Below are 26,988 nucleotides of genomic sequence, written 5' to 3'. Positions count from 1 at the left end.
ATGAGCACATCGTCATCCGTCAATCCCGCCGTCTTCGATTGGTCCGGCCCGAACGGCCTGCCGCGCTTCGAGGCGGTCCGCGACGAAGACTATGCGCCGGCCTTCGACGCCGCCCTTGCCGCCCATGATGCCGAGATCGACGCGATCGCCAAGAATCCGGACGCGCCGACCTTCGCCAACACGATCATCGCCTCGGAGACCGCCGGGGATGAACTGTCGCGCGTCTCGGCACTGTTCTGGAACAAGGCCGGCGCGCACAGCAATGATGCCATCCAGGCTTTGGAGCGTGAAATCGCGCCGAAGATGTCGCGTCATTATTCGAAGATCGGCATGAATGCCGACCTCTTTCGCCGCATCGATACGCTGTGGGAGAAACGCGCCGAACTCGGGCTGACGACCGAGGAACTGCGTGTGCTGGAGCGCCATTGGAAGGGTTTCGTGAAGTCGGGCGCCAGGCTGGAGAAAACGAAGCAGGAGCGGCTCGCCGCGATCAACGAGCGGCTGGCGAGCCTTGGGGCGCAGTTCGGCCAGAACGTGCTGGCCGACGAGAAGTCCTGGTTCCTGCCGCTCGACGGCGAGGACGATCTCGCCGGCATTCCGGATTTCCTGAAGGAAGCGATGGCGACGGTGGCTGCGGCGCGCGGCGAGGGCCATGCCCATGTCGTTACCCTTTCCCGTTCGATCATCGAGCCGTTCCTCACCTTCTCGACACGCCGGGACCTGCGCGAACAAGCCTTCAAGGCCTGGGTGGCGCGCGGCATGAATGGCGGCGAGAGCGACAACCGGGCGATCGTCAAGGAGACGCTGGCGCTTCGGGCGGAAAAGGCGGGCCTGCTCGGCTATGCCAATTATGCCGCCCTGAAGCTCGACGACACCATGGCCAAGACGCCCGAGGCGGTGAACGGCCTTCTGATGAAGGTATGGGAAAAGGCGCTGGACCAGGCCAAGGCCGAAGAAGGCGCGCTTGCCGAACTGATCGCCGAAGAGGGTGGAAACCACGAGGTCATGCCCTGGGACTGGCGCTATTATGCCGAGAAGCTGCGGGCGAAGAAGTTCGATTTTTCCGAGGCGGAACTGAAGCCCTATCTGCAACTGGAAAAGATCATCGAGGCCTGCTTCGATGTCGCCGGACGGCTGTTCGGCATCAGGGCGGTGCCGCTCGAGGACGTGGCCGGCTATCACCCGGATGTGCGGGTCTTCGAGATCCGCGATCGCAACGACAAGCTGGTCGCCATGTTCCTCGGTGACTATTTCGCCCGACCGTCGAAGCGTTCGGGTGCCTGGATGAGTTCGTTCCAGTCGCAGCACAAGCTGCCGCTGAAGAATGGCGCAGTCGGCGAGATCCCGATCATCTACAACGTCTGCAATTTCGCCAAGCCCGAGGAGGGACGCCCGGCGCTGCTGTCGCTCGACGATGCGCGCACGCTGTTCCACGAATTCGGCCATGCCGCGCATGGCATGCTGTCGAACGTCACCTATCCATCGGTGTCGGGTACGAGCGTGTCACGCGACTTCGTCGAGCTTCCCTCGCAGCTTTACGAGCATTGGCTGACAGTGCCTGAGATCCTGAAAACCTATGCCGCGCATTATGAGACCGGGCAGCCGATTCCCCAGTCCCTGCTCGACAAGGTTCTGGCCGCGCGCACCTTCAATGCCGGTTTTGCCACGGTCGAGTTCACCTCGTCTGCGCTGGTCGACATGGCGTTCCATACACGCGGGGCGGTGGAGGATCCAATGGCGCTGCAGGCGGAGGTGTTGAAGACGATCGGGCTGCCGAAGTCGCTGGTGATGCGCCATGCCACGCCGCACTTCCAACACGTCTTCGCCGGTGACGGCTATTCTGCCGGCTATTATTCCTACATGTGGTCCGAAGTGCTTGACGCCGATGCCTTCTCCGCCTTCGAGGAAACGGGAAATGCCTTCGATCCGGCCATGGCGGAAAGGCTTAAGGCCAATATCTATTCGGTCGGCGGTTCGATCGATCCGGAAGTGGCCTACACGTCGTTCCGCGGCCGGCTGCCGAGCCCAGAAGCCATGCTGAAGAAGAAGGGGTTGGCGGCGTGATGCCGACGATCGTGGTAAAGGGGATTCCCGGTCGCCGGTAACCAAGCCCGGCGGCCTCGGCTTTTTTCCTTTCGCAAACGCAAAAAACAAGGTATGAGCGCGGCAAAGTAACAGGCCGCCACGTCTTGTCGCGCGCCCAGCCATCAGAGATTTTTGTATGAAGATTCGCAATATCGCCATCATTGCGCACGTCGACCATGGGAAAACGACGCTCGTTGACGAACTCCTCAAGCAGTCGGGTTCGTTCCGCGAGAACCAGCGCGTCGCCGAACGCGTCATGGACTCCAACGACCTCGAAAAGGAGCGTGGCATCACCATTCTCGCCAAGGCGACCTCGGTCGAGTGGAAGGGTGTCCGCATCAACATCGTCGACACTCCCGGCCACGCCGACTTCGGCGGCGAAGTCGAACGTATCCTGTCGATGGTCGACGGCGCCATCGTTCTCGTCGACTCGTCCGAAGGCCCGATGCCGCAGACCAAGTTCGTCGTCGGCAAGGCGCTGAAGGTCGGCCTGCGTCCGATCGTTGCGATCAACAAGATCGACCGTCCGGACGGCCGCCACGAAGAAGTCATCAATGAAGTCTTCGACCTGTTCGCCAATCTCGATGCGACCGACGAACAGCTCGACTTCCCGATTCTCTACGGTTCGGGCCGCGACGGATGGATGAACGTCAATCCGGAAGGCCCTAAGGAGCAGGGCCTTGCTCCTCTGCTCGACCTCGTCCTGGAACATGTTCCGGAACCGAGCGTCGGTGATGAGGACGGCGCGTTCCGCATGATCGGCACGATCCTCGAAGCCAACCCCTTCCTTGGTCGCATCATCACCGGCCGCATCCATTCCGGCTCGATCAAGCCGAACCAGGCTGTCAAGGTTCTCGGCCAGGATGGCAAGCTGATCGAAAACGGCCGTATCTCGAAGATCCTCGCCTTCCGCGGCATCGAGCGCACCGCAATCGACGAAGCCCATGCAGGCGACATCGTCGCCATCGCCGGTCTGTCCAAGGGAACGGTTGCCGACACGTTCTGCGATCCGTCGGTTACCGAAGCGCTGACCGCCCAGCCGATCGATCCGCCGACGGTTACCATGTCCTTCATCGTTAACGACTCGCCGCTGGCCGGCACCGAGGGTGACAAGGTAACGAGCCGCGTCATCCGTGACCGTCTGCTCAAGGAAGCCGAAGGCAATGTCGCGCTGAAGATCGAGGAGGCCGAGGGCAAGGACTCGTTCTTCGTCTCCGGTCGTGGCGAATTGCAGCTCGCCGTTCTGATCGAAACCATGCGTCGCGAAGGCTTCGAGCTTGCCGTGTCGCGTCCGCGCGTCGTCATGCACAAAGACGAGGCGACCGGTCAGCTGATGGAGCCGATCGAAGAAGTCGTCATCGACGTGGACGAAGAGCATTCCGGCATCGTCGTGCAGAAGATGTCCGAGCGGAAGGCCGAGATGGCCGAGCTTCGGCCCTCCGGCGGCAATCGCGTCCGTCTGGTCTTCTTTGCCCCGACCCGCGGCCTGATCGGCTACCAGTCGGAACTTTTGACCGACACCCGTGGCACGGCGATCATGAACCGTCTGTTCCATGACTATCAGCCCTACAAGGGGCCGATTTCCGGTCGTGTGAACGGCGTTCTGCTGTCGAACGGATCGGGTGAAGCTGTCGCCTATGCCATGTTCAACCTGGAAGACCGCGGCCCGATGATCATCGAGCCGGGCGAAAAGGTCTATCAGGGCATGATCATCGGTATTCATACCCGTGACAACGACCTGGAAGTCAATGTCCTGAAGGGCAAGCAGCTTACCAACATCCGCGCCGCCGGCAAGGACGAAGCCGTCAAGTTGACCCCGCCGATCCGTATGACGCTCGACCGCGCTCTGTCGTGGATCCAGGACGACGAGTTGATGGAAGTGACGCCGAAGTCGATCCGTCTGCGCAAGATGTATCTCGACCCGAACGATCGCAAGCGCTTCGCCAAGGCGCAGGCGGCTCAGGCGTGATCCGTCCAGCCATTGGAAACTGCAAGCCCCGGCACGCGTGCCGGGGTTTTTGTTTGTGTATTCCAGACGGCCGGGCTTGCGACGCCCCTTAAGAATGCGTTAATTTCGCTCTAGGTCCAAATGAAGCTCGCAAGTCGATGGAACGGTGCAATCGCCTCGATCCCTTGACCCAGCCGGACGGAAGTAGCGTTATGAAGACGTTGTCGATCGATGTGCGCCCTGCCGAGCCGCAGGATGCAGCCTCCATTGCCGAGGCGCACCGCTCTGCATGGCAATATGCCTATGCAGGGCTTATTCCGCATCGACCCCTCACCAGGATGATCGAACGGCGCGGCGAGATCTGGTGGCGCAAGGCGACGCGCGGGCCGGCGACGCTTTTGGTCGTCGACGTCGCCGGCACCATCGCCGGCTACACGACGCTCGGCCTCAACCGCGCCCGCGCCCTTCCCCAGGAAGGTGAGATCTACGAAATCTATATGCGCCCCGAATATCAGGGCATCGGCCTTGGCCATGTGCTGTTCGGCGAGGCGCGGCGCCTGCTGAAGTCGCTCGGCTGCAACGGCATGGCCGTCTGGTGCCTGGAAGACAGCCAGCATGCGGTTGATTTCTTCCGCTCCAACGGCGGCATCGACGCGGTCGAGGGCATGGAGGATTTCGACGACGTCCAGTTGAAGAAGCTCGGCTTCATCTGGAACTGACGGCTCGCCCGGCGGCTTATTCGACGGATAAACCTTCGGGCCAGACATGGGTCTCTTCGCTCGCCTTCTCCCCTCGTTTTCCAAACCACATGGCTTCCTGGAATCCGCAGGCAAAGTCTCGTGCTTCCCTGTCGGCGACCGCCCGGGCGAGTTCGTTGGCATTGGTATTGGACAGTGCATCGACATAGCCGACGACGCAGCTTAGGCCGTCTTGCGGCTGGGCGACGCGCGCGATCACCAGGACCTGTCCTTCCGCCTCCTTCGTCGGCATGCCGGTGTCGCCGACATTCTCGATGAACCAGCGCAGGATCGCGGCAAACGGTTTTCCCGAGGCGTCGAGGCGCCATTCCACCTTGGTGTTGATATGGTTGAAGGCCGCAAAGGATTCGAAGGCGCCCTTGATCAGTTCGGCGCGCACCGGCCCGTAGAGCACGCTCTGGCGCAGGTCGCCTTCGGCGAAATGGATGGGGTAATCCTTGTAGCCCTTGCATTTCATCGAGGCGCCCATCTCGTCGGCGGCGATGGTCTGGCAACGATCGAGGTTGAGGTCCGTGTAGACGCTCTCATTCGCCGCGGCCGGTTGGGCGAGGGCGGTGGATCCCAGGAACAGGACGGTAGGCAGGTAGCGTATTGCGAGCATCGACAATCCCCCTTGGCTGCGCTCGCCCCGATATAGCAGAATGCGCGAAGAATGGCGCGGGGGCGCGCTAAAAAGCCCGCAAATGTGGTCGCTGCGGATCGCCGGCTTTTGCGGCCTTCGCCCAAAGCCGTGTTGCATTGCATCCCAATTCCCATTAGGAAGCGCGGGATTTCAACACTCCCATGGGGCTGAAAATGCGTATTGATGCAATCAAGATCGGCAAGAATCCGCCGGATGACGTGAACGTCATTGTTGAAGTGCCGGTCGGCGGCCACCCGATCAAGTACGAGATGGACAAGGAAGCCGGCGCCCTGATCGTCGACCGCTTCCTCTATACGCCGATGACCTATCCCGGCAATTACGGTTTCGTGCCGCACACGCTTTCGGAAGACGGCGACCCGATCGACGTTCTGATCTGCAATACGCGTCCGCTCGTTCCCGGCTGCGTCATCAATGTCCGCCCGATCGGCGTGATGATCATGGAAGACGACGGTGGCAAGGATGAGAAGATCATCGCCGTTCCGTCGCACAAGCTGACCCAGCGTTACGACAAGATCGAGAACTACACCGACATGCCGGAGATCACGCTCAAGCAGATCGAGCACTTCTTCGAGCACTACAAGGATCTGGAGCCCGGCAAGTGGGTGAAGATTGCCGGCTGGCAGGATGTCAGCGTTGCCAAGAAGCTGATCGTCGAGGCCATCGACCGGTTCAAGGACCAGAAGTAAGGGTCAGTCGGCGACAAGGCCGTCGATCCGTTTTGCCAAATCCTCCGGGTCGCCGTCGATCCGGAGGATTTTTTGTCTGGCGGTGTCGCCGGAGACGATGGACACGGAAGATTTCGGGACGCCAAGCGCCTTGGCCAGCAGAACGACAAGGGCCTTGTTGGCCTTGCCCTTTTCCGGAACGCAGGAGACGCGCGCTTTCAGATGCGCCTCGCCTTCGGCAAGCAGCTCGACGCCATCGATCGCGTCACGGCCGCCGTTCGGGGTCAGCCGAACGGCCAGCCGCAGATGATCGGCAAAGGCCTTGTAAGGCGCGATCACAAGAACAGGGGGACGATGCTGTTCCACATCAGGGAGCGGATGAAGAAGATGATCAGCAGCACGACGATCGGCGAGATGTCGATGCCGCCAAGATCGGGAAGGATGCGGCGGATGGGGCGCAGCACGGGTTCGGTCACGTTGTAGAAGAACGTGCCGAGCGAGTTGACGAAGCGGTTGCTGGAATTGATCACGTTGAACGCATAGAGCCAGGAGAAGATGGCGCTGCCGATGAGCACCCAGGTATAAATGTTCAAGGCCAGATCGATCGTCCGAAACAGCGCAAGCATGCAAGTCTCCATTTCTTGGTTGACAGACATGTAGACATTGGCGACTAAACGGACAAGTCCTGCGGGCCGGCCTATGGGGATTCATGTTTAACGGGCGTGTCGGCTCCGGTCATTGTCCGAGCGTCCGAAGCGAAAGTTCCTCACATGGCAGAAATCCCGTCCGGTGATCGTTTCGCCGCTTTTCGGCATGTAGCCTATCTGCGCTTCTTCTTCGCCCGCTTCCTCGGCGCCTTTGCCACGCAGATCCTGTCGGTTTCGGTCGGCTGGCAGATGTATGACGAGACCGGAAGCACGCTCTATCTCGGATTGATCGGTCTCGTTCAGTTCCTGCCGTCGCTGCTGCTGATCCTGATCACCGGCTCTGTCGCGGATCGCTACAATCGCCGGGCGATCGTCGCGATCTGCATGATCATCAGCGCCCTGTGCGGCGGCGCGCTGCTGCTTATGACGATGTTCGATGCCTTCGATCCGCTGATCGTCTTCGCCATTCTGGTGGTGTTCGGCGTCGAACGCGCCTTCAACGCCCCGGCGGTGCAGTCGCTGGCGCCCAATCTCGTGCCGCCTGCGGATCTGGGCAATGCCGTCGCGTGGAACTCCTCGTCTTGGCAGACCGCGTCGATCGTCGGTCCGGTGGCGGGCGGCCTTCTTTATGGGGTCAGCGCAACGCTTGCCTATTCGGTCTCCTTCGCCTTCTTCGTCGCCGCCGCCATTCTCGTCTTCATGGTGGCGAAGCCCGACCAGCGCAGCGCATCCAAGGCGGTCTCCTGGAACACGATCCTGGCCGGCTTCCGTTTCATCTTCGGCGAAAAGGTGGTGCTCGGCGCGATCTCGCTGGATCTCTTCGCCGTCCTGCTCGGCGGCGCAGTGGCGCTGATGCCGGTCTTTGCCCGGGACATCCTGACGCTTGGACCGCTCGGGCTCGGCCTTCTGCGGGCGGCACCCGGTATCGGGGCGATCATTGTTGCCGTGGCGCTCGCGAGTTTCCCCATCAGGCACAATGCCGGCCTGTTCATGTTCATCGGCGTTGCGCTGTTCGGCGCGGGCACGATCATCTTCGGACTGTCGCAAACCGCCTGGATCTCGATCGCCGCGCTGATGCTGATGGGCGCGGCCGACATGGCCTCGGTCTATGTTCGCGAGACGTTGATCGCCTTGTGGACGCCGGACGAAGTGCGCGGCCGGGTTAATGCCGTCAACATGGTATTCGTCGGCGCGTCGAACGAGCTTGGCGAGTTTCGCGCCGGCACAATGGCGCATGTGGTCGGGCCCGTTCCGGCGGTGGTGATCGGCGGGGCGGGAACGCTCGCCGTCGCCGTGCTCTGGGCGCTCGGTTTCCCGCAATTGAGAAAGATCGACAGCCTGGACGCCCCCAACACTCAGGCGAAGTGATTTGCCTTGATGAAGACCAGGTCGAGGCTTTCCGAAAGCCAGGCCTTGAGCGGCGCATCGAAGATCATCCGGCCTTCGAGATGGTCACGACCCTGCTGGGCGTTGGGCATGATGAAGCGATGCGCGCCATGCACGACCCAGCGCTGCATCATGGCGCGTGTGAGTTCGGCATGGAACTGCAGGCCCCAGGCATTGTCGCCGTAGCGGATCGCCTGGTTGCGGTACACGTCGCCCTCGGCCAGAAGCTGGCAACCCTGGGGCAGGTCGAAACCTTCGCGATGAAAATGATAAACCATCTTCGGCCAGCAGCGCATCAGCAGGCGGCCGTGCTCGGTCGGGCGGATCGGATACCAGCCGATCTCGACGCGGCCCTCCGGCTCCGGCTCGACCTTGCCGCCAAGATGGCGCACCAGCATCTGGGCGCCCAGGCAGATGCCGAGATAGGGCTTGTTCTCCTTGAGCGGCACGGCGAGCCAGTCCGTTTCGGTCCGGATGAAGGGGTCCGGGTCGTTGGCGCTCATCGGCCCGCCGAACACCACCGCGCCGGAATGGGCCTCCAGCGTCGCCGGCAGCCGGTCTCCGAGCACCGGACGGCGGATATCGAGCGGGAAGCCCTTCTCGATCAGCATCTGGCCGACCCGGCCAGGGCTCGACCTTTCCTGGTGGAGAACGATCAGGACCGGCTGCCGATCCCGCCTTCGGTGGGGATCATCCAGCATCGTCGCCACCCTCGAGACCCGCTCGAGCCTCTGCTTCCTGTCGTTCGTGCACCCGGTCGCGGCCCGACACGCCGAGCAGGTCGGCGATCCGCCAGATGGCGTGGTCCTCCATCTCGCTGCGGGCGCCGTCGGCATAGACAATGTCCCAAAGGATGCCGACGAGTTGCGTACGCTGGCTTTCGTCCAGCGAGCGCTTCAGGTCGGAGGTGAAGCGGTAATAGTCGACGGCCTCGCTCTCGGCCACGCTGCTCTGGGCCAGCAGTGCGTCGACCGCCTCCTCGTCCAGCGCATATTGCTCACGCAGCAGCGAGCGCAGCTTGACCCTTTCCGCCTGGTGCACGACGCCGTCGGCCTCCATGACCTGCAGGCAGAGAGCGGCCACCGCAATGCGCGGATCGTCCGGGGCGAAGGCCGGCTGCTGCGGTGCGGACTGGGTCAGGCTCTGGAAAAAGGACTGCAATCGATCGAGCATTCGGCTTCCTCAGAAGAGCTTCAGTCGGTTTTTGTGATCGGTTGACGCCTGCGCACCTTCGCGAACGCCCGGATCGTCGGGTGGGCGGCCGAAGAAAGGTTCCGGGCTCGGTTCCGGCTTGGGCTTCCTCTCGACTTTGTTCGCCACGACAGGCGCAGCCGGCGCGGGCACCTGTTCGGCAAGCGGCGCGGCAGGAACGGAGGCGGCGACCGGAGCCAAGGGAGCAGGTTGGGGCTCCGTGGTGCTGACCGGCGGCAAGGTCTCGAGCGCGATGGCAGCGTGTCCGGGCGTGCCTTCCTCGGCTGGTCCCTCCAGCTGGTCGAACGGGACCTTCCATTCGAAGGCGTCGAGCCTGCCGGTGATCGGCGACAGCGGCATCCACTTGTCGGAGACATAGCCGTCGGCGACCCAGGTCGGATCGCGACCAGCCTTCAGGGCCTGCGCCATCCAGTGGCGAATGCGGCCCTGATCGCCCGTTTCGGCTTCCTCGATATCGGCGAGCAGGAGGTAGACGCGCTCGGACGAATTCATCCGGGCAGCTGCTTCCGCCTTGGCACGTGCCTTGGTGAACTCCTGGGCATCGAGCGCGGCTTCCGCAACGACCAGCAGCGATTCGACATTGTTGGTGCGCAGCGATTCCAACCGCTCGGCACGCTTCAAGCGGTCGACGGCGCTGTCGCCGCTTCGGGCGCGCAAATAGGCCTTGGCGATTTCCGGATGCGGATTGAGTTTCCAAACCTGCTCCAGCACGCTGGATGCCTTGCGCAGGTTGTCCTCGCGCAGATAGGCCTTGGCGGCGACGATCGCGGCGGGAACGAGATCCTTGGCGAGCTTGAGGGCATGGAGCGCGTCGTCGCGGGCAGCCACCGGTTCGCTTTCGAGCCGGTCCTCGGCCTTGGCCGTCAGAAGCACGGCCTTCAAGCGGTCGGCCTCGGCACGGTTGAGCACATGGGCGACACGCTGCTGGTCGAGCAGGCGGATCGAATCGTCCCAATTGCCGACGCGACAGCGGTGTTCCAACGTCGCCTTGGCGGCCCAGGGCAGATAGGGCGCGCTTTCCGCCGCCGTTTCGGCATATTGCCGGGCGGCCTCGTGGGCGCCGAGCCGGTCGGCCTCGACGTAAAGACCGCGCAAGCCGAGTTCTCGGGTTTCCGGATCATCGGCCATTTGCTGGTAGAGCCTGCGGGCCTCGTCGTGGCGACCTTCGATCACGGCAGTCTGGGCTTCGAGGACTAGAATGAGCGGTTCCTGGTCCGCCCGCAGCAGGCTGCGGGCGCGGGTGCTCATCTTGTGGGCAAGGGCCGCATTGCCGGCGCCGGCTGCGATCAAACCGGTCGACAGCGCCTGGTAGCCACGGTCGCGGGTGCGGGCACGGAAATAGCGGCGAACGGAATGGGGTGATGTCCATAGCGTGCGGACGAACCACCAGAGGATCATGATGGTGGCGACGATCGCCAGCATGGCCGAGGCTGCGACCATCAGGCTCATCTCGATCAACTGGCCCTGCCAGACGATCGACAGCGAGCCGGGCCGATCGGCGAGCCAGGCAAAGCCAAAACCGAGCGAGAGGATGGTCAGGATGAAGAACAGGATTATCAGCATGGATTTGCGACCTCAGCCCTTCTTGCCGGCGACGACGGTGGCGAGCGCGTCGCCGACCACTGTCTCGATCTCAATGCGGGTCTTGAGCGTCGACACATAGTCGGTCGAAACCGCCTTGCCCTGCTCCGGCAGGCTTTCCCATTCGAGCGAGGCTCCCTTGAGATCGCCGTTCTGCAGCTTGTCTTCCATGCGCGCGAGGATCGCCTCCGGCGTCGTCCCCTCGACATTGCCGACGGGGCGAACCTTGACGACGGAGAGCGCGCTCGACAGCAGGCGCTGACCGATACCCTCGTTGGGGTCAGGCTGGTGAATCGCCGAAAGGATGGTGTCGGCGACATCGCCGAACTTGCGCACGAGTTCTGCTCGAGAAGCAACGCCGGTCGCGGCGTACGGACGAAGCCGCTCGACCGCCGGATCGTCGGGGGTGATGCTGGCCAGCGCATCGAGCTCGGCCATGAAGGGGCCGCCGCGCTCGGTCGCGGATTTCAACGCAGTGAGCGCGATCGCCTTGGCCATCTCGACGTCGGTGCGGGGTTCTTCGAGCTTCTTCTCTGCTGCCGCCAGGCGTTCGGTCAGGCGGGTCTCGGTCTCGGTGAGCGCACTGGCATTGCCGGCGGTCTCGCCCTTGAGCGCGGCGAGCGCCTCGTCGGTCCGGGCGAGCCTCTGGCGCAATTCGTCCAGTGCCGCGGTGTCTGCCGCGGTGCTGGCCTGGTTGGTGACGGCGGTCTCCAGCGCCGCCAGCCTCTCCTCAAGGCGCGGATCGGCGGTGGCTGCCGGGGCATCGGCCAAGCCGGCAAGCTGCGTCTTCAACGCTTCGACATCGGCGGACAGGCCGGACATGTCCACCGGTGGTGTGGTTTCTCGCCCGATGGCAGGCAGATAGCCGGCATATTGCATGCTGCCGGCGCCCGCGAGGGCGACAAGGCCGCCGAAAATGCCGGCGGCGATGAGTGCGGGCAGCGCCGGACCTGATCTTGCCGCGGGCGTCGGTTCGCTTGGCGGCGTCTCGGCGGCGGCCGTCGTTGCCGGTTCGATCGGGGTTTCGGCATCGGATGCGGACAGATCGGCCGTTTCATCCGGAGCTGGATCTGACGGTCCATTCCAGCTTACCTGGTCCGCTTCGGACGGTGCGCTGGTCGCGGCGATGCCATCGCTTTCGATCGTCTCGGAACGGTCGGTCGGCTCGGTCTGTGCCGTGCTGTCAGCGGCCACCGGATCGGCCGTCAGGTCGATGGTGACCGGGTCGTTCGGCGACTTCGAGCGGCGGGGCGGCTTTCCGGAAACCATGTCAACCTCTTCATTTCCCTGCGGTCCGCTAAAACTAGTCAGTCGGGGCGGGGAAAGAAAGGGCGAAGATCAAATTTGCCCCTCGACCTTAGAGTAGGGACAGCAGCGATGCCTCGGTCGGGGCCGGCGCGACCTGGCAACTCGAACGGAACGGCTCCGGTACTGCAGCGACGATTTTCTCGCTCAGGCATAGAAACCGGGTGCTCGACAGCGTGGCCGCATCCGATTTCAACACGGGCAGATCGAAGAGGCGTCTGCTACTTTCGCTCGAATAAAGCAGGACCGCATCGACAGAATCTTCGCCGATGATCCGTTCGGTTTCGGACGGCGAAGGGGCAAGGGCGCGCATGCGGTAGCATTCGCAGATCTCGACCGGGATATGCAGGGCGGCGAGCTCGGTTTCGAAGCCCGAGGCACGCGGCTTTCCGGCGAGATAGAGAAGGGAGCGGTCGGGGGAGAAGCCAATGTCCTTCTGATCCCCGATGATCCGGGCGAGGGCCGTCCCGTCGTTGCCTCCGACACTCACCTTGCGAAAACCCAGGGTCCAGGCCGCATGGGCCGTGCTTTCTCCAACCGCGAAGCAAGGCAGGTCGAGAATGGAGGTCGGCATGTCGGGGACTGCTTCCAGCGCCCGCAATGCCTCGGCACTGGTAACGGCAATCGCAGCATGGGGACGCGCGAGGGCGGCGGCCAACGTTTCGACATCGTGTTCGGCGACCGCCAGCGGCAACAGCAGAGGTTCATGGCCACGCCGCCTGAGTTCGGCTGCCGTGCGGCTCGCCGCCGGTTCCGGGCGCGTCACCAGAACGCGCATGGTTCAACTCCAACTGGAGAAGAAGTCGGGGCCAGCCTTGGCGCGGATCGCCTCGCCGGCGGCGCGACCGATCTCGGCTGCATCACCGCAGGCCCCTTCCAGGTCGATCTCATGGAAGCGGGAGCCGTCGGGCGTGAGGATCATGCCGGAGAAGGAAAGGCGATCGCCGTCACATACCGCATATCCTGCAATCGGGGTCCGACAGGAGCCGTCGAGCGCTGCGAGGAAAGCGCGCTCGCAGGTGACTGCATCATAGGTCGGGTGATCGTTGATCGCCGCAAGCAGTGAATTCATCCGATCGTCGCCGGTCCGGCTCTCGATGCAGATGGCGCCCTGGGCGGGTGCCGGGGGGAAGTCCTTCGGATCTAGCAGCTCGGTCGGCACGTCCAGCTTGCCCAGGCGCCTGAGCCCGGCATAGGCGAGCAGCGTGCCGTCGGCCTGGCCCTCGGCAAGCTTCCTTAGCCGGGTATCGACCTGGCCGCGGAAGGTGATGACGTTGAGGTCGGGGCGCAAGCGCCGAATGAGTGCCTGGCGGCGCAGCGACGAGGAGCCGACGGTCGCGCCATGCGGCAGTTCGGTCAGCTTCGGCGCTGTCTTGCCGATGAAGGCGTCGCGGACATCCTCGCGCGGCAGGAAGGCGGAGAGAAACAAGCCTTCAGGCAGCTTGGTCGGCATGTCCTTTGAAGAGTGAACGGCCAGATCCAGATCGCCGGAGCGCAATTGTGCTTCGATCTCCTCGGTGAACAGCCCCTTGCCGCCCAGTTCCGCCAGCGGCCGGTCGGTGATCCGGTCGCCCTGGGTGGAAAGCACGACGATCTCGAACATCGGTTCTGCCAGACCATGGGCAGCCATGAGGCGGTCGCGGGTCTCGTAGGCCTGGGCGAGCGCCAGCGGGCTGCCGCGCGTGCCGATGCGGAAAGGTTTTGTTTGCATCCGGTCTGATCCGTTGTTACCGACAGACCTCCTAGACCGGTTTGACGGTCATCGCAATCAATGAACAGGGCAAATGGGCGCCAAACTACGCATTCTCGGCATCGAGACCAGCTGTGACGAGACGGCCGCGGCCGTCGTTTCCCGACTCGATGACGGCACCGGCCGGATCGAGGCCAACGTGGTCTTGAGCCAACTCGACGAGCACAGCGCCTATGGCGGCGTCGTGCCGGAAATCGCGGCGCGAGCCCATGTCGATGCGCTCGACAGCCTGATCGAGGAGGCCCTCACACGGGCGCAGGTGAAGCTCGCCGACATCGACGCCATTGCTGCAACGGCTGGTCCCGGACTGATCGGCGGCCTTCTGGTTGGGTTGATGACCGGCAAGGCGATCGCGCGGGCGACCGGAAAGCCGCTCTATGCGATCAACCATCTCGAAGGCCACGCGCTGACGGCGCGGCTGACCGACAATCTGAGCTTCCCCTACCTGATGCTGCTCGTCTCCGGTGGTCACACCCAGCTTGTGCTGGTGCGCGGCGTGGGATCCTACGAGCGCTGGGGCACGACCATTGACGATGCGCTCGGCGAAGCCTTCGACAAGACGGCCAAACTGCTCGGCCTGCCTTATCCCGGCGGCCCGGAAGTCGAGAAGGCGGCGGCGACGGGAGATGAAAAGCGTTTCGCCTTTCCGCGACCGCTGGTCGGCGAAGCCCGGCTCGACTTCTCCTTCTCCGGCCTGAAGACGGCCGTTCGCCAGGCGGCGGAAAGCATCGCGCCGGTGAGCGAGCGGGACATCGCCGACATTTGCGCCTCCTTCCAGCGCGCGATTTCGCGCACCCTCGACGACCGGATCGGGCGGGGGCTGCTGCGGTTCCGGACCGAGTTCCCCCAGACTGATGGCCTTCCTGCCCTGGTGGTCGCCGGCGGCGTTGCGGCAAACCAGGAGTTGCGTCGCACCCTGCAATCGCTGTGCGACCGGCACGGCTTCCGCTTCGTCGCTCCGCCACACCACCTCTGCACCGACAATGCGGTGATGATCGCCTGGGCGGGGCTGGAGCGCATGGCGCTTGGCATGCCGGCCGACCCGCTCGATGTGCAGCCGCGGTCGCGCTGGCCGCTCGACGCGGATGCGCAGGCCTTGCTTTCCTATGGCAAGCGGGGAGCAAAGGCATGAGCGGGGCTGACCGCATCGTCGTCATCGGTTCAGGCGCTTTCGGTACGGCGCTTGCCGCCGTCATGGCGGCCGAGGGCAGGATCGAGACCACGCTCCTCGGCCGGGATGCCGCGCTGATCGCCGATCTGCACACGACACGCGTCCATGAGGCCGCCTTGCCCGGCATTCGCCTGCCAGACGCCTTGGGGTTCTCCGCCGATCCCGGCGTGATCGCCGCAGCCGACATCGTCCTCTTCGCCATGCCCTCGCAGGCCCAGGCGGACGCGGCCGCACAATACGGACCCCATCTCCGCGAAGGGGCGGCTGTGGTGACCTGTGCCAAAGGCATTGACCGCAACACCACGCGGCTGTTGACGGATGTTCTCGAAGAAGCGCTGCCGCATCATGCCGTGGCCGCGCTTTCCGGACCCGGTTTTGCCGCCGACATCGCCCGTGGCCTGCCGACGGCAATGGCGATCGCGGCCTCCGACCTGGCCATTGCCGAGCGGCTGGCGCAAGCCATTTCCGGCCGAACTTTCCGTCTCTACGCTTCCGATGACCGCATCGGTGTGCAACTCGGCGGGGCGCTGAAGAATGTGCTGGCGATCGCCTGCGGCATCGTCGAAGGCATGGGGCTTGGCGATTCAGCCCGCGCCGCGCTCATCTCGCGCGGGCTTGCTGAAATGTCGCGACTGGTCGCGGCCATGGGCGGCAAAACGGACACCGTTCGTGGTCTGTCCGGCCTCGGCGACCTGGTCCTGACGGCCACCAGCCACCAGTCGCGCAACCTGCGTTTCGGTATCGCGCTGGGCCGCGGCGAGCCGATCGATTTTTCGCGCGGGCAACTGGTCGAGGGTGCCTTTGCCGCCGCCGTCGCCTCGCGCCTGGCCGAGGGGCTGTCGGTCAGCATGCCGATCACCGATGCCGTGGCGGCGATCATCGAGGGCAGTCTCGACATTCCCACCGCCATCGAACAACTGATGTCGCGTCCGATCACCACCGAGTGACGGGCACAAGAAACCAAGGAGAGACGAAACATGCTGTTTGCCGTGATCTGCGCCGACAAGCCCGCCCATCTCAACCTGCGCATGGAGACACGTCCGACCCATCTCGAATGGCTGAACGGTCTCAATGCCGCCGGCACGCTGAAGATCGGTGGGCCCTTCCTCGATGCCGACGGCAAGCCCTGCGGCTCCATGCTACTGATCGCCGCCGACGACATGGAAGGTGCCAAGGCGATCGCGGCGCAGGATCCCTATGCCAAGGCCGGCCTTTTCGCCAATGTCGAGATCAAGCCCTATAACTGGGTCTTCAACAATCCGGAGGCTTGAGGGCAGATGGCTTTCTGGCTCTACAAGTCCGAACCTTTCAAGTGGTCCTGGCAGATGCAGAAGGATGCAGGCGACAAGGGCACCGAGTGGACCGGCGTTCGCAACTATCTGGCCCGCAACAACATGCGGGCCATGAAGATCGGCGACAAGGGCTTCTTCTATCACTCGAACGAGGGGCTGGAGGTCGTCGGCATCGCGGAAGTCTGCGCGCTTTCCCATCCGGATTCCACCGCCGAGGGGGATGCCCGTTGGGATTGCGTCGATATCCGCGCCGTCTGCGACATGCCGAAGCCCGTCTCGCTGAAGGACGTCAAGGCCAATCCGAAGCTCGCCAATATGGCCTTGGTCACCTCGATGCGGCTCTCCGTCCAGCCGGTGACGGAAGAGGAATATCTCGAAGTCTGCCGCATGGGCGGGCTCGACAATCCGCCGCGCTGAGGGAGATGGCTTGAACACCGATCCCGAGACGTTCATTTGCGCAAACACCAGCCTGATGGCGCCGCCGCATGTACCGGAAATCCGATTGCGGCTGGCCAGCGAGGTTCATGACCTCTGGCTGAAGACGGAAGAAGACCTCGAGGAAATCGGTCTGCCGCCGCCATTCTGGGCCTTTGCCTGGGCCGGCGGGCAGGGGCTCGCCCGCTACATCCTCGATAATCCGCAAGAGGTGCGCGGCAAGCGCGTGCTCGATTTCGCCAGCGGTTCCGGGCTGGTGGCGATCGCGGCGAAGCTCGCCGGAGCCGCCGAGGTGGTCGCTGCCGACATCGACCCGTGGGCCGGAACGGCGGTACGGCTCAATGCTCGCGAGAATGGCGTGGAGATCGGCTTCACCGCCGATAACCTGATCGGAAGATCCATCGATACCGACATCGTGCTGGCCGGCGACGTTTTCTATGACCGGGATTTTGCCAGCGCGCTATCCGAGTGGTTCGCACATCTTGCCGCTGGCGGGAGGCGGGTGCTGGTTGGCGATCCCGGACGCAGCTATCGCCCGACCGAGCGGCTCGAGGCGCTCGCCACCTACGAAGTGCCGGTCACGCGGGTTCTCGAGGACTGCGAAATCAAGCGGACGACGGTCTGGCGTTTCCGCTGACCGGCCTCCTCAGCGATGGCGGATGACGCAGACGCCGGCCTCGTACGAGCAGGCGCTGTCGTCCATTTCCGCATCGACCTCGATGATCCGGGCAACCGGCGGCCGATAGGTGACGACGTCGCTGCGGGAACCCTCGATCGCGAAGTAGATCCCGGAACCGCGGACCCGCACGGCGGAGATCGATCCGGCAAAGGTGCCGATACCGGGAACGACGGAGGGCAGTCCCGCGCCGCCGACCACACTTTGCTGATAATGACGATCGTAGCCACTCCGGTCCGGATGTCGGGAATGGCTGTATTCACCGGCGTTCAACTGGGTTGCACCGACAAAAAGCGATAGGGTGCCGGCAATGACCAGTCCGGTGCGGGCAAGACGCGTGACCATGAATGCCTCTCCGTCGGGATCGGGGTGGTTAACAAAAGGTTAAGACCACCATGCCCGATTTCCCCGGCAAAGTCATTGGTGCGCGTGATTTTTTAGCAGGACATGATCAATCGCCGTCCGTTGGCATAAAGTTCTATTCATCCCAATCGATTAAAATCGAATCGGCGCGCGAATGGGCTTGTCGTCGGTCATTTCGGCGATTAAACGTCGCGATTGATGCAATGCACCCACGTGTGGGATCAAGGCATTGCCCGGAGGATGTCCGAGTTCTCGGAACGCATTGAAACGCCGCGAGGTTCTGATGGCGAATCTGACAAATAACCGGCCCTTGTCGCCGCATCTGCAAATCTACAAGCCGATCCCCACCATGGTGATGTCGATCCTGCATCGCATCACCGGTGCCGCACTCTATTTCGGCACCATCCTGGTCGCCTGGTGGCTGATCGCCGCCTCGACGGGTGCAGCCTATTTCGACTGGGTCAGCTGGTTCATGGGGACGATCATCGGCCGGCTCGTGCTGTTCGGCTACACCTGGGCCCTGCTTCACCACATGCTCGGCGGCCTGCGCCACCTGATGTGGGATGTCGGCTACGGCTTCGACAAGCACTTCTCCACCAAGCTCGCCAAGGCCAACATCATCGGTTCGGTGGTGCTGACCGTTCTCGTGTGGGCGATCGCCTACGCCGTACGCTGAGGATCACGAACATGGATATGCGCACTCCGCTCGGTAAGGTCCGCGGTCTCGGTTCGGCCAAGGAAGGCACGGATCATTTCTGGCGTCAGCGGGTTACGGCCGTCGCCAATATTCCGCTCATCCTCTTCTTCATCGGCTTCCTGGTCTGCTATGGCGGCGCACCCTATGCGGAAGTCGTCGGCGCACTGGCCAATCCGGTCGTCGCCGTGGTCATGGGCCTGGTCGTCCTCTCCGGCGTCATTCACATGAAGCTCGGCATGCAGGTGATCATCGAGGACTATGTCCATCAGGAGTTCACCAAGATCGCGCTCTTGATGCTCAACATGTTCTTCGCGATCTTGATTGGCGGGCTCTGTCTTTTCGCCCTTCTGAAGATCGCATTCGTAGGATAATCCCCATGGCACCGATCAACTCCCCCGCCCAGAACGGCAAGGCCTACAAGTATGTCGACCACTCCTATGACGTGGTCGTCGTCGGCGCCGGCGGCGCCGGCCTGCGTGCCACGCTCGGCATGGCCGAACAGGGCTTCAAGACCGCCTGCATCACCAAGGTCTTTCCGACCCGCTCGCACACCGTTGCGGCCCAGGGTGGCATTGCTGCTTCGCTCACCAACATGACGCCGGACTGCTGGCAGTGGCACCTCTATGACACCGTCAAGGGTTCGGACTGGCTCGGCGACGTCGACGCCATGCAGTATCTCGCCATGGAGGCGCCAAAAGCGGTCTATGAGCTTGAGCACTACGGCGTTCCCTTCTCGCGCAACGAGGAAGGCAAGATTTACCAGCGCCCGTTCGGCGGACACATGCAGAACTACGGCGAAGGCCCGCCGGTGCAGCGCACCTGCGCTGCCGCCGACCGTACCGGCCACGCCATCCTGCACACGCTCTACGGCCAGTCGCTGCGCAACAACGCCGAATTCTTCATCGAGTACTTTGCCCTCGACCTGATCATGGCGCCGGATGGCCGCTGCACCGGTGTCGTCGCCTGGAACCTCGATGACGGCACGATCCATCGCTTCTCGGCCAAGATGGTCGTGCTGGCGACCGGCGGTTACGGCCGCGCCTATTTCTCGGCAACTTCGGCGCATACCTGCACCGGTGACGGTGGCGGCATGATCGCCCGCGCCGGCCTGCCGCTGCAGGACATGGAATTCGTCCAGTTCCATCCGACCGGCATCTATGGTGCCGGCTGTCTGATCACCGAAGGGGCGCGCGGCGAAGGCGGATATCTGGTCAACTCCGAAGGCGAGCGCTTCATGGAGCGCTATGCCCCGTCGGCCAAGGACCTTGCCTCGCGTGACGTGGTCTCGCGCTGCATGACGCTGGAAATCCGCGAAGGCCGCGGCGTCGGCAAGAACAAGGACCACATCTACCTGCATCTCGACCACCTCGATCCTGCGGTTCTGCACGAACGCCTGCCGGGCATCTCGGAATCGGCGAAGATCTTTGCCGGCGTCGATGTGACCCGCGAGCCGATCCCGGTCCTGCCGACCGTCCACTACAACATGGGCGGCATCCCGACCAACTACTGGGGTGAGGTGCTGAACGCCGACGGTGCGAACCCGGAACGCATCGCGCCCGGCCTGATGGCGGTCGGCGAAGCCGGTTGCGCCTCGGTGCACGGTGCGAACCGTCTCGGTTCCAACTCGCTGATCGACCTCGTGGTCTTCGGCCGCGCCGCCGCCATCCGCGCCGGCCAGGTGATTGACAAGTCCGAACCGGTCCCGGCGCTCGACATCGCCGCCTGCGACAGGATCATGGAGCGCTTCGACAGCCTGCGGAACTCCTCCGGCTCGACGCCGACCGCCGTTCTGCGCGACAAGATGCAGCGCGCCATGCAGGAAGACGCGGCCGTGTTCCGCACCCAGGAAGCGCTGGAAAGCGGCTGCCGCCGCATTTCGGCAATCTGGAAGGAACTGCCGGACATCAAGGTCACCGACCGGTCCCTGGTGTGGAACTCCGACCTGGTCGAAACGCTCGAGCTGCACAATCTGATGGCAAACGCCATCACCACGGTCTACGGCGCCGAAGCGCGCAAGGAAAGCCGCGGCAGCCATGCGCGCGAAGACTATACGAGCGGCCCGTTCGCCGGTCGCGACGACGAGAACTGGCGCAAGCATACGCTCGCCTGGGTTTCCGAGGCCGGCGACGTGAAGCTCGACTATCGTCCGGTCCACACCGACCTCATCGCCGAAGGCATCGATCCCTACAAGATCGCGCCCAAGGCTCGCGTCTACTGATCTCGAGAGGAACTGGATATGGTTGAACTCGCTCTTCCGAAGAACTCGCAGATCAGTGAAGGCAAGGTCTGGCCGAAGCCGGCCGGTGCCAAGAACGTCCGCGAATACCGGATCTATCGCTGGAACCCGGACGATGGCCAGAACCCCCGCATCGATACCTATTACATCGATGTCGACGATTGCGGCCCGATGGTTCTCGATGGCCTTCTCTACATCAAGAACAATATCGACCCGACGCTGACGCTGCGCCGTTCCTGCCGCGAAGGCATTTGCGGCTCCTGCGCGATGAATATCGACGGCACCAATACGCTCGCCTGCACCAAGGGCATGGAAGAGATCGGCGGCACCGTAAAGGTCTATCCGCTGCCGCATCTGCCGGTGGTCAAGGACCTGGTGCCGGACCTGACAAACTTCTACGCCCAGCACCGCTCAATCGAGCCCTGGCTGAAGACGGTTTCGCCGCCGCCGGCCAAGGAATGGAAGCAGAGCCACGAGGACCGCCAGAAGCTGGACGGCCTCTACGAGTGCATCCTGTGCGCCTGCTGCTCGACCTCCTGTCCGAGCTACTGGTGGAACGGCGACCGTTATCTCGGTCCGGCCGTCCTCCTGCAGGCCTATCGCTGGCTGATCGATAGCAGAGACGAAGCGACCGGCGAGCGTCTCGACAATCTGGAAGATCCCTTCCGGCTCTATCGCTGCCACACCATCATGAACTGTGCGCAGACTTGCCCGAAGGGTCTCAACCCGGCCAAGGCGATCGCGGAGATCAAGAAGATGATGGTCGAGCGTCGCGTCTGATCGGTCAAATAGGCGGCCCGCAGGTTGCCTTTCTGATGTCGCGACCCATGTAAGTGCTGACCGGCGCGGATCTCCTTTGGAGGTCCCGCCGTTTCATGTATCTGCTAGTGACTTGATTCGATCGTCCCTTTCGCGATAATTCCGCCTTGTTTCGGGACGACAACCGGCCAAATGCGGTCAACCGGGAGTGTGATGATGAAGTTGAAACATGCGGCGACGGGCGTCGCGATCCTTCTGTCTCTGGCGGGCTGCCAGCGTACATCGTTCAGCGGGATGGAATCCAGTTCCTCCGCCCTGCCGCCGCTTGAAGCGCAACCCGTTCCTTCCGTCCAGTCGGGACAGTTGCCGCCGCCCGGCGCCACTTCGCCATCCGGCTTCCCGGCAGCTCCCGCCCCCGCCACCCAGACGGCTGCAACCGATGTCGCGCCTGCCACGGCGCTCGACATCACCAAGGAATCCATGGTCGGCAACTGGCGTGTCTCCAACGCCGGCGCCTCGTGCGACATGTTCCTGACGCTCACCAATCTCGGCAGCGGTTCGCGCGGCGGCACGCGCGGTTGTGCCGGCCCGCTGACAACCATGGGGTCGTGGGAAGTCGCCGGCAAGCAGGTGGTGCTGAAGGACCGCAGCGGCAATGTGCTCGGCCGCCTCTACAAGTCCGCCGATGCGCGTTATGACGGCACCACCAACACCGGCCAGCCGATCAGCCTCAGCCGCTAAACACCATCCCTCATCCTTTGCGCGGTGATCGCCCCGGCGATCCCGCCCGTCTGCCCAAGCGGAGCCTGCGCATGCAGCCCATCCCAGACTATGCGATGAGCGTCGCCGAGCAGTTGCGCTCGATGACAGAGGCCGGCACACTCCAGGCTGACAAGGCCCAGATGGCCGTGGCCGTGCAACTCGACCGCATACTTCATGAGATGAAGCAGCGCCGGCCGGCCGCCAAGAAGAGCGCGCTCGGCTGGATGTTCGCGCAGAAGCGCAAGCCGCTGCAACCGGTGCGCGGGCTCTACGTGCATGGCAGCGTCGGTCGCGGCAAGACCATGCTGATGGACCTGTTCTTCAGGATGGCGCCCGTCGATAAGAAGCGGCGCGCCCATTTTCACGAGTTCATGGCTGACGTGCATGCCCGCATCCACGCCCATCGCATCAAGCTGAAGAATGGCGAGACGCGCCAGGCCGACCCTGTTCCTCCCGTTGCCGCGGCCTTGCGCGAGGAGGCCGAACTTCTCTGCTTTGACGAGTTCACCGTCACCGACATCGCCGACGCGATGATCCTGTCGCGACTGTTCACCGAACTCTTTGCGCGGGGTTGCACGCTGGTCGCGACGTCGAATGTCGAACCCGGCAATCTCTATCGCGACGGTCTGAACCGGGGCCTGTTTCTCCCCTTCATCGAGTTGCTCAAGCGCCATGTCGAAGTCACCACCCTCGATTCGCCGACCGACTACCGGTTGGAGAAGCTGGAAAGCCTGCCCGTCTACGTGGCGCCGCTCGATGCGGAGGCGACCCGTCTGATGGACCTGGCCTGGGAGCGGATCACCCAAGGGCGTCCCGAAGTGCCGACCGAGATCGAGATGAAGGGGCGGTCCGTCTCCGTCCCGCGCGCCGTTGGGCGAGCTGCGCGATTTACGTTTGCGCAGTTGTGCGAGAAGCCGCTCGGCGCTTCCGACTATCTGGAGATCGCAAAGCGTTTCGATGTGGTTTTCATCGACCAGATCCCCCATCTCGGACCAGCCCGGCGCAACGAGACGAAACGCTTTATTATCCTGATCGATGCACTCTACGACGCGTCCGTTCGCCTGTTCGCCTCCGCCGTGGTGATGCCGGAGGCGCTTCTCACCGAGAAGAAGGGCACGGAAGGTTTCGAATTCGACCGGACCGTTTCTCGGTTGTTCGAGATGCGCAGTGCCGACTATCTGACGCTTCACGATGGTCGGCGCGCTGAAGTGTGACGCTTATGCGTCATAAGTTTTGACGTTTACGTAAGATTTTTATGATCTAACCGATTGAAAATATTGCCTCTGAATTAATCGGTTGCAGTTTTTCTCAACTGTCGTTATGCGAATTTTCACAATGCCCGGCTAAACGAGGCCGTCAGCTTTGGTTTTGGATCTAAAAGGAAGCACTTCAATGGCGCGCAACAAGATCGCTCTTATCGGTTCTGGAATGATTGGTGGAACGCTGGCGCATCTCGCCGGCCTCAAGGAACTGGGCGATATTGTCCTGTTCGACATTGCCGACGGTATCCCGCAGGGCAAGGGCCTCGATATCGCTCAGTCCTCCCCGGTCGAGGGCTTCAATGCCAAGCTGACCGGCGCCAGCGACTATGCCGCCATCGAAGGCGCAGACGTCTGCATCGTCACCGCCGGCGTCGCCCGCAAGCCGGGCATGAGCCGCGACGACCTGCTCGGCATCAACCTCAAGGTCATGGAACAGGTCGGCGCCGGCATCAAGAAGTATGCCCCGAACGCCTTCGTGATCTGCATCACCAATCCGCTCGACGCCATGGTCTGGGCGCTGCAGAAGTTCTCCGGCCTGCCGACCAACAAGGTCGTCGGCATGGCGGGCGTTCTCGACAGCGCGCGCTTCCGCCTGTTCCTCTCGGAGGAATTCAAGGTTTCGGTTCAGGACGTCACCGCCTTCGTTCTCGGCGGCCACGGCGACACCATGGTGCCGCTCGCCCGCTATTCGACCGTCGGCGGCATTCCGCTCACCGACCTCGTCAAGATGGGCTGGGTCACCAAGGAACGCCTCGAAGAAATCATCCAGCGCACCCGTGACGGCGGCGCCGAAATCGTTGGCCTCTTGAAGACTGGTTCGGCTTACTACGCACCGGCCGCCTCGGCGATCGAAATGGCCGAGTCCTTCCTCAAGGACAAGAAGCGCGTCCTGCCCTGCGCCGCTTATCTTTCGGGCCAGTACGGCGTGAAGGACATGTATGTCGGCGTCCCGACGATCATCGGCGCCGGCGGCGTCGAGCGCATCATCGAAGTCGAATTCAACAAGGCCGAAGAAGAAGCCTTCCAGAAGTCCGTCGGCGCCGTTGCCGGCCTCTGCGAAGCCTGCATCAATATCGCCCCCGCCCTCAAGTAAACGCCATTCGGCCCAGAACTAGGGACTAGACGATGAACATTCATGAATATCAGGCCAAGGCTCTTCTGAAGGGCTACGGCGCACCGGTCGCCGAAGGCGTGGCGATCTTTTCCGCCGAAGAAGCCGAAGCTGCTGCAAAGCAGCTTCCCGGCCCGCTCTACGTGGTCAAGAGCCAGATCCATGCCGGCGGCCGCGGCAAGGGCAAGTTCAAGGAACTCGGCCCCGACGCCAAGGGCGGCGTTCGCCTCGCCTTCTCGATCGACGAAGTCAAGGCACATGCCAAGGAAATGTTCGGCAATACGCTGGTGACGGCCCAGACCGGCGAAGCCGGCAAGCAGGTCAACCGTCTCTACATCGAAGACGGCGCCGACATTGCTCGCGAACTCTATTGCTCGCTGCTGGTCGACCGCTCCGTCGGCCGCGTCGCCTTCGTCGTTTCGACCGAAGGCGGCATGGACATCGAGGCCGTCGCCCATGACACGCCCGAGAAGATCCACACTATCGCCATCGACCCGGAAGCCGGCGTGACGGACGCGGACATTGCCGCCATTTCCAAGGCTCTCGAACTGACCGGTGCTGCCGCCGAGGACGCAAAGTCGCTCTTCCCGGCGCTCTACAAGGCCTTCGTCGAAAAGGACATGGCTCTCCTCGAAGTCAACCCGCTGATCGTCATGAAGAACGATCATCTGCGCGTTCTCGACGCCAAGATGTCGTTCGACGGCAATGCGCTGTTCCGCCATGACGACGTGCGCGCGCTGCGCGACGAGACCGAAGAGGACGCCAAGGAAATCGAGGCCTCCAAGTGGGATCTCGCCTATGTCGCCCTCGACGGCAATATCGGCTGCATGGTCAATGGTGCCGGTCTCGCCATGGCGACGATGGACATCATCAAGCTGTACGGCAAGGAGCCGGCGAACTTCTGCGACGTCGGCGGCGGCGCCGGCAAGGAGAAGGTCGCGGCTGCCTTCAAGATCATCACCGCTGACCCGAAGGTCGAGGGCATCCTCGTCAACATCTTCGGCGGCATCATGAAGTGCGACGTCATCGCCGAGGGCGTTGTCGCAGCCGTCCAGGAAGTTGGTCTCAAGGTTCCGCTCGTCGTGCGCCTGGAAGGCACCAATGTCGAGCTCGGCAAGAAGATCCTCAACGAGTCCGGTCTGGCGATTACTGCCGCTGACGATCTGGACGACGCGGCGAAGAAGATCGTCGCGGCGATCAACGGCTAATTTGAAGGACCGGAAACAATGTCGATTCTCGTCAACAAGAACACCAAGGTCCTCGTCCAGGGCCTGACCGGCAAGACCGGTAGCTTCCACACCGAGCAGGCGCTCGCCTATTACGGCACGCAGATGGTCGGCGGTATCCACCCGAAGAAGGGCGGCGAAACCTGGACCGGTTCCAAGGGCGAAAGCCTGCCGATCTTCGCCACCGTCGCCGAAGGCAAGGAAAAGACCGGCGCCGACGCGACCGTGATCTACGTTCCGCCGGCAGGTGCTGCGGATGCGATCATCGAGGCGATCGAAGCCGAGATCCCGTTCATCACCTGCATCACCGAGGGTATCCCCGTCATGGACATGGTGCGGGTGAAGGCCAAGCTCGACAAGTCCAAGTCGCGCCTGCTGGGCCCCAACTGCCCCGGCATCCTGACCCCGGAAGAATGCAAGATCGGCATCATGCCGGGCTCGATCTTCCGCAAGGGTTCGGTCGGTATCGTCTCGCGCTCCGGCACGCTGACCTATGAGGCCGTCTTCCAGACCTCGAACGAGGGCCTCGGCCAGACCACGGCCGTTGGTATCGGCGGCGACCCGGTCAAGGGCACCGAATTCATCGACGTACTGGAACTGTTCCTGGCCGACCCGGCCACCACCTCGATCATCATGATCGGCGAAATCGGTGGTGCGGCTGAAGAAGACGCGGCCCAGTTCCTCATCGACGAAGCCAAGAAGGGTCGCAAGAAGCCGATGGCAGGCTTCATCGCCGGTCGCACGGCGCCGAAGGGCCGCACCATGGGTCACGCAGGCGCGGTCGTCTCCGGCGGCAAGGGCGATGCGGAATCGAAGATCGAGGCCATGGAAGCGGCTGGCATCAAGGTCTCGCCTTCGCCGGCACGCCTGGGCAAGACCCTGGTTGAAGTCCTCAAGGGCTGAGACCACTTAACAACAGCAGGCAGGGGGACCATGCTTAGGGTCCGCCTGCCTGATTTGGCGTTTTAACTACTGGGTCGTCACGGGGCGATCCAAGCAAGCGGCAGACCGGTCCCCG

The 26,988-nt window shown here is 63.1% G+C and carries 28 protein-coding genes and 1 pseudogene; 19 read left to right on the top strand and 10 right to left on the bottom strand.

The annotated features are described in order from the left end of the window. From RHIZ70P_RS11195 to RHIZ70P_RS11185, 3 genes are all read left to right on the top strand, one after another. Positions 1–2,064 carry a M3 family metallopeptidase gene (locus tag RHIZ70P_RS11195; protein ID WP_115670535.1) on the top strand — a complete coding sequence of 688 codons (2,064 nt, stop codon included), beginning with the start codon at positions 1–3 and terminating at the stop codon, positions 2,062–2,064. Positions 2,065–2,221: 157 nt separating this feature from the next. Beyond that, complete coding sequence (gene typA / locus RHIZ70P_RS11190) at positions 2,222–4,054, top strand: translational GTPase TypA (RefSeq protein ID WP_115670386.1); 1,833 nt, start codon at positions 2,222–2,224, stop codon at positions 4,052–4,054. A gap of 191 nt (positions 4,055–4,245) precedes the next feature. Then, entirely contained in the window at positions 4,246–4,752 is a 507-nt protein-coding gene (locus RHIZ70P_RS11185) for a GNAT family N-acetyltransferase (RefSeq protein WP_115670385.1), read from the top strand. 16 nt (positions 4,753–4,768) lie between these two features. On the opposite strand, the gene RHIZ70P_RS11180 is transcribed toward RHIZ70P_RS11185, so the two are convergent. After that, positions 4,769–5,392 carry a hypothetical protein gene (locus RHIZ70P_RS11180; RefSeq protein WP_115670384.1) on the bottom strand — a complete coding sequence of 208 codons (624 nt, stop codon included), beginning with the start codon at positions 5,390–5,392 and terminating at the stop codon, positions 4,769–4,771. A 194-nt stretch (positions 5,393–5,586) separates the two neighbouring features. On the opposite strand from RHIZ70P_RS11180, the gene ppa reads away from it, so the two are divergent. Next, a complete protein-coding gene (ppa, locus tag RHIZ70P_RS11175) occupies positions 5,587–6,120 on the top strand; it encodes an inorganic diphosphatase (RefSeq protein WP_115670534.1) in 534 nt (177 codons plus the stop codon). 3 nt (positions 6,121–6,123) lie between these two features. Here the strand turns inward: ppa and RHIZ70P_RS23260 are convergent, their stop codons facing one another. Then, positions 6,124–6,438, bottom strand: a complete 315-nt coding sequence (locus RHIZ70P_RS23260; protein ID WP_235842209.1) for a DUF167 domain-containing protein — start codon at positions 6,436–6,438, stop codon at positions 6,124–6,126. Further along, on the bottom strand, positions 6,435–6,755 hold the full coding sequence (locus RHIZ70P_RS23255) for a YggT family protein (protein ID WP_235842208.1): 321 nt from the start codon (positions 6,753–6,755) through the stop codon (positions 6,435–6,437). Before RHIZ70P_RS23255 ends, RHIZ70P_RS23260 begins: the two co-directional genes overlap by 4 nt. A gap of 114 nt (positions 6,756–6,869) precedes the next feature. Between RHIZ70P_RS23255 and RHIZ70P_RS11165 the strand changes: the two genes are divergently transcribed. Next, positions 6,870–8,114 carry an MFS transporter gene (locus RHIZ70P_RS11165; RefSeq protein ID WP_115670382.1) on the top strand — a complete coding sequence of 415 codons (1,245 nt, stop codon included), beginning with the start codon at positions 6,870–6,872 and terminating at the stop codon, positions 8,112–8,114. Here RHIZ70P_RS11165 and RHIZ70P_RS11160 read toward each other — a convergent pair. The 6 genes from RHIZ70P_RS11160 to hemC form a co-directional block, all read right to left on the bottom strand. Then, on the bottom strand, positions 8,102–8,833 hold the full coding sequence (locus RHIZ70P_RS11160; RefSeq protein ID WP_115670381.1) for a glutamine amidotransferase: 732 nt from the start codon (positions 8,831–8,833) through the stop codon (positions 8,102–8,104). The genes RHIZ70P_RS11165 and RHIZ70P_RS11160 overlap by 13 nt on opposite strands. Next, complete coding sequence (locus RHIZ70P_RS11155) at positions 8,823–9,305, bottom strand: TerB family tellurite resistance protein (RefSeq protein ID WP_115670380.1); 483 nt, start codon at positions 9,303–9,305, stop codon at positions 8,823–8,825. Before RHIZ70P_RS11155 ends, RHIZ70P_RS11160 begins: the two co-directional genes overlap by 11 nt. Positions 9,306–9,314: 9 nt before the next feature. Next, on the bottom strand, positions 9,315–10,907 hold the full coding sequence (locus tag RHIZ70P_RS11150) for a heme biosynthesis protein HemY (RefSeq protein ID WP_115670379.1): 1,593 nt from the start codon (positions 10,905–10,907) through the stop codon (positions 9,315–9,317). A 12-nt stretch (positions 10,908–10,919) separates the two neighbouring features. Beyond that, positions 10,920–12,194 (bottom strand): COG4223 family protein, encoded by a 1,275-nt coding sequence (locus tag RHIZ70P_RS11145; protein ID WP_115670378.1) that lies wholly within the window; start codon positions 12,192–12,194, stop codon positions 10,920–10,922. An 88-nt stretch (positions 12,195–12,282) separates the two neighbouring features. After that, positions 12,283–13,008: a uroporphyrinogen-III synthase gene (locus RHIZ70P_RS11140; protein WP_115670377.1), complete on the bottom strand. Its 726-nt coding sequence runs from the start codon at positions 13,006–13,008 to the stop codon at positions 12,283–12,285. 3 nt (positions 13,009–13,011) lie between these two features. Continuing rightward, positions 13,012–13,941 carry a hydroxymethylbilane synthase gene (gene hemC, locus RHIZ70P_RS11135; protein WP_115670376.1) on the bottom strand — a complete coding sequence of 310 codons (930 nt, stop codon included), beginning with the start codon at positions 13,939–13,941 and terminating at the stop codon, positions 13,012–13,014. A 73-nt stretch (positions 13,942–14,014) separates the two neighbouring features. Between hemC and tsaD the strand changes: the two genes are divergently transcribed. The 5 genes and pseudogenes from tsaD (at position 14,015) to RHIZ70P_RS11110 (ending at position 17,515) form a co-directional block, all read left to right on the top strand. After that, complete coding sequence (gene tsaD, locus RHIZ70P_RS11130; RefSeq protein WP_115670375.1) at positions 14,015–15,112, top strand: tRNA (adenosine(37)-N6)-threonylcarbamoyltransferase complex transferase subunit TsaD; 1,098 nt, start codon at positions 14,015–14,017, stop codon at positions 15,110–15,112. Beyond that, complete coding sequence (locus RHIZ70P_RS11125) at positions 15,109–16,098, top strand: NAD(P)H-dependent glycerol-3-phosphate dehydrogenase (protein ID WP_115670374.1); 990 nt, start codon at positions 15,109–15,111, stop codon at positions 16,096–16,098. The genes tsaD and RHIZ70P_RS11125 overlap by 4 nt, the downstream gene beginning before the upstream one ends. A gap of 30 nt (positions 16,099–16,128) precedes the next feature. Beyond that, positions 16,129–16,422 (top strand): YciI-like protein, encoded by a 294-nt coding sequence (locus tag RHIZ70P_RS11120; protein ID WP_115670373.1) that lies wholly within the window; start codon positions 16,129–16,131, stop codon positions 16,420–16,422. 6 nt (positions 16,423–16,428) lie between these two features. Continuing rightward, on the top strand, positions 16,429–16,860 hold the full coding sequence (locus tag RHIZ70P_RS11115) for an EVE domain-containing protein (RefSeq protein ID WP_115670372.1): 432 nt from the start codon (positions 16,429–16,431) through the stop codon (positions 16,858–16,860). Further along, positions 16,812–17,515: pseudogene (locus RHIZ70P_RS11110) on the top strand (class I SAM-dependent methyltransferase). The gene RHIZ70P_RS11115 and the pseudogene RHIZ70P_RS11110 overlap by 49 nt, the downstream one beginning before the upstream one ends. 9 nt (positions 17,516–17,524) lie before the next feature. Here the strand turns inward: RHIZ70P_RS11110 and RHIZ70P_RS11105 are convergent. Further along, positions 17,525–17,899 carry a hypothetical protein gene (locus RHIZ70P_RS11105; RefSeq protein ID WP_115670370.1) on the bottom strand — a complete coding sequence of 125 codons (375 nt, stop codon included), beginning with the start codon at positions 17,897–17,899 and terminating at the stop codon, positions 17,525–17,527. A 301-nt stretch (positions 17,900–18,200) separates the two neighbouring features. On the opposite strand from RHIZ70P_RS11105, the gene sdhC reads away from it, so the two are divergent. The 9 genes from sdhC to sucD all read left to right on the top strand — a co-directional run bounded on the left by sdhC (position 18,201) and on the right by sucD (position 26,873). After that, on the top strand, positions 18,201–18,593 hold the full coding sequence (sdhC, locus tag RHIZ70P_RS11100) for a succinate dehydrogenase, cytochrome b556 subunit (RefSeq protein ID WP_115670533.1): 393 nt from the start codon (positions 18,201–18,203) through the stop codon (positions 18,591–18,593). A gap of 11 nt (positions 18,594–18,604) precedes the next feature. Then, positions 18,605–18,985 (top strand): succinate dehydrogenase, hydrophobic membrane anchor protein, encoded by a 381-nt coding sequence (gene sdhD, locus RHIZ70P_RS11095; protein WP_115670369.1) that lies wholly within the window; start codon positions 18,605–18,607, stop codon positions 18,983–18,985. 5 nt (positions 18,986–18,990) lie between these two features. Then, complete coding sequence (sdhA, locus tag RHIZ70P_RS11090; protein ID WP_115670368.1) at positions 18,991–20,832, top strand: succinate dehydrogenase flavoprotein subunit; 1,842 nt, start codon at positions 18,991–18,993, stop codon at positions 20,830–20,832. A gap of 18 nt (positions 20,833–20,850) precedes the next feature. Then, positions 20,851–21,630, top strand: coding sequence for a succinate dehydrogenase iron-sulfur subunit (locus tag RHIZ70P_RS11085; protein ID WP_115670367.1), 780 nt, complete (start codon positions 20,851–20,853; stop codon positions 21,628–21,630). 195 nt (positions 21,631–21,825) lie between these two features. Continuing rightward, complete coding sequence (locus RHIZ70P_RS11080; RefSeq protein WP_115670532.1) at positions 21,826–22,350, top strand: protease inhibitor Inh/omp19 family protein; 525 nt, start codon at positions 21,826–21,828, stop codon at positions 22,348–22,350. A gap of 71 nt (positions 22,351–22,421) precedes the next feature. After that, positions 22,422–23,585, top strand: a complete 1,164-nt coding sequence (zapE, locus tag RHIZ70P_RS11075; protein ID WP_115670366.1) for a cell division protein ZapE — start codon at positions 22,422–22,424, stop codon at positions 23,583–23,585. 178 nt (positions 23,586–23,763) lie between these two features. Next, complete coding sequence (gene mdh / locus RHIZ70P_RS11070; protein ID WP_115670365.1) at positions 23,764–24,726, top strand: malate dehydrogenase; 963 nt, start codon at positions 23,764–23,766, stop codon at positions 24,724–24,726. Between the two features lie 32 nt (positions 24,727–24,758). Continuing rightward, on the top strand, positions 24,759–25,952 hold the full coding sequence (gene sucC / locus RHIZ70P_RS11065) for an ADP-forming succinate--CoA ligase subunit beta (protein ID WP_115670364.1): 1,194 nt from the start codon (positions 24,759–24,761) through the stop codon (positions 25,950–25,952). A gap of 18 nt (positions 25,953–25,970) precedes the next feature. Next, positions 25,971–26,873, top strand: coding sequence for a succinate--CoA ligase subunit alpha (gene sucD / locus RHIZ70P_RS11060; protein ID WP_115670363.1), 903 nt, complete (start codon positions 25,971–25,973; stop codon positions 26,871–26,873). Positions 26,874–26,988 lie beyond the last annotated feature (115 nt).

This window comes from Paenirhizobium selenitireducens ATCC BAA-1503 (assembly GCF_900492185.1).
GTDB classification, from domain to species: Bacteria; Pseudomonadota; Alphaproteobacteria; order Rhizobiales; family Rhizobiaceae; genus Allorhizobium; species Allorhizobium selenitireducens_A.
Note: the sequence above shows the minus strand (reverse complement) of the source record. Positions and strands in the feature narration are given on the sequence as shown.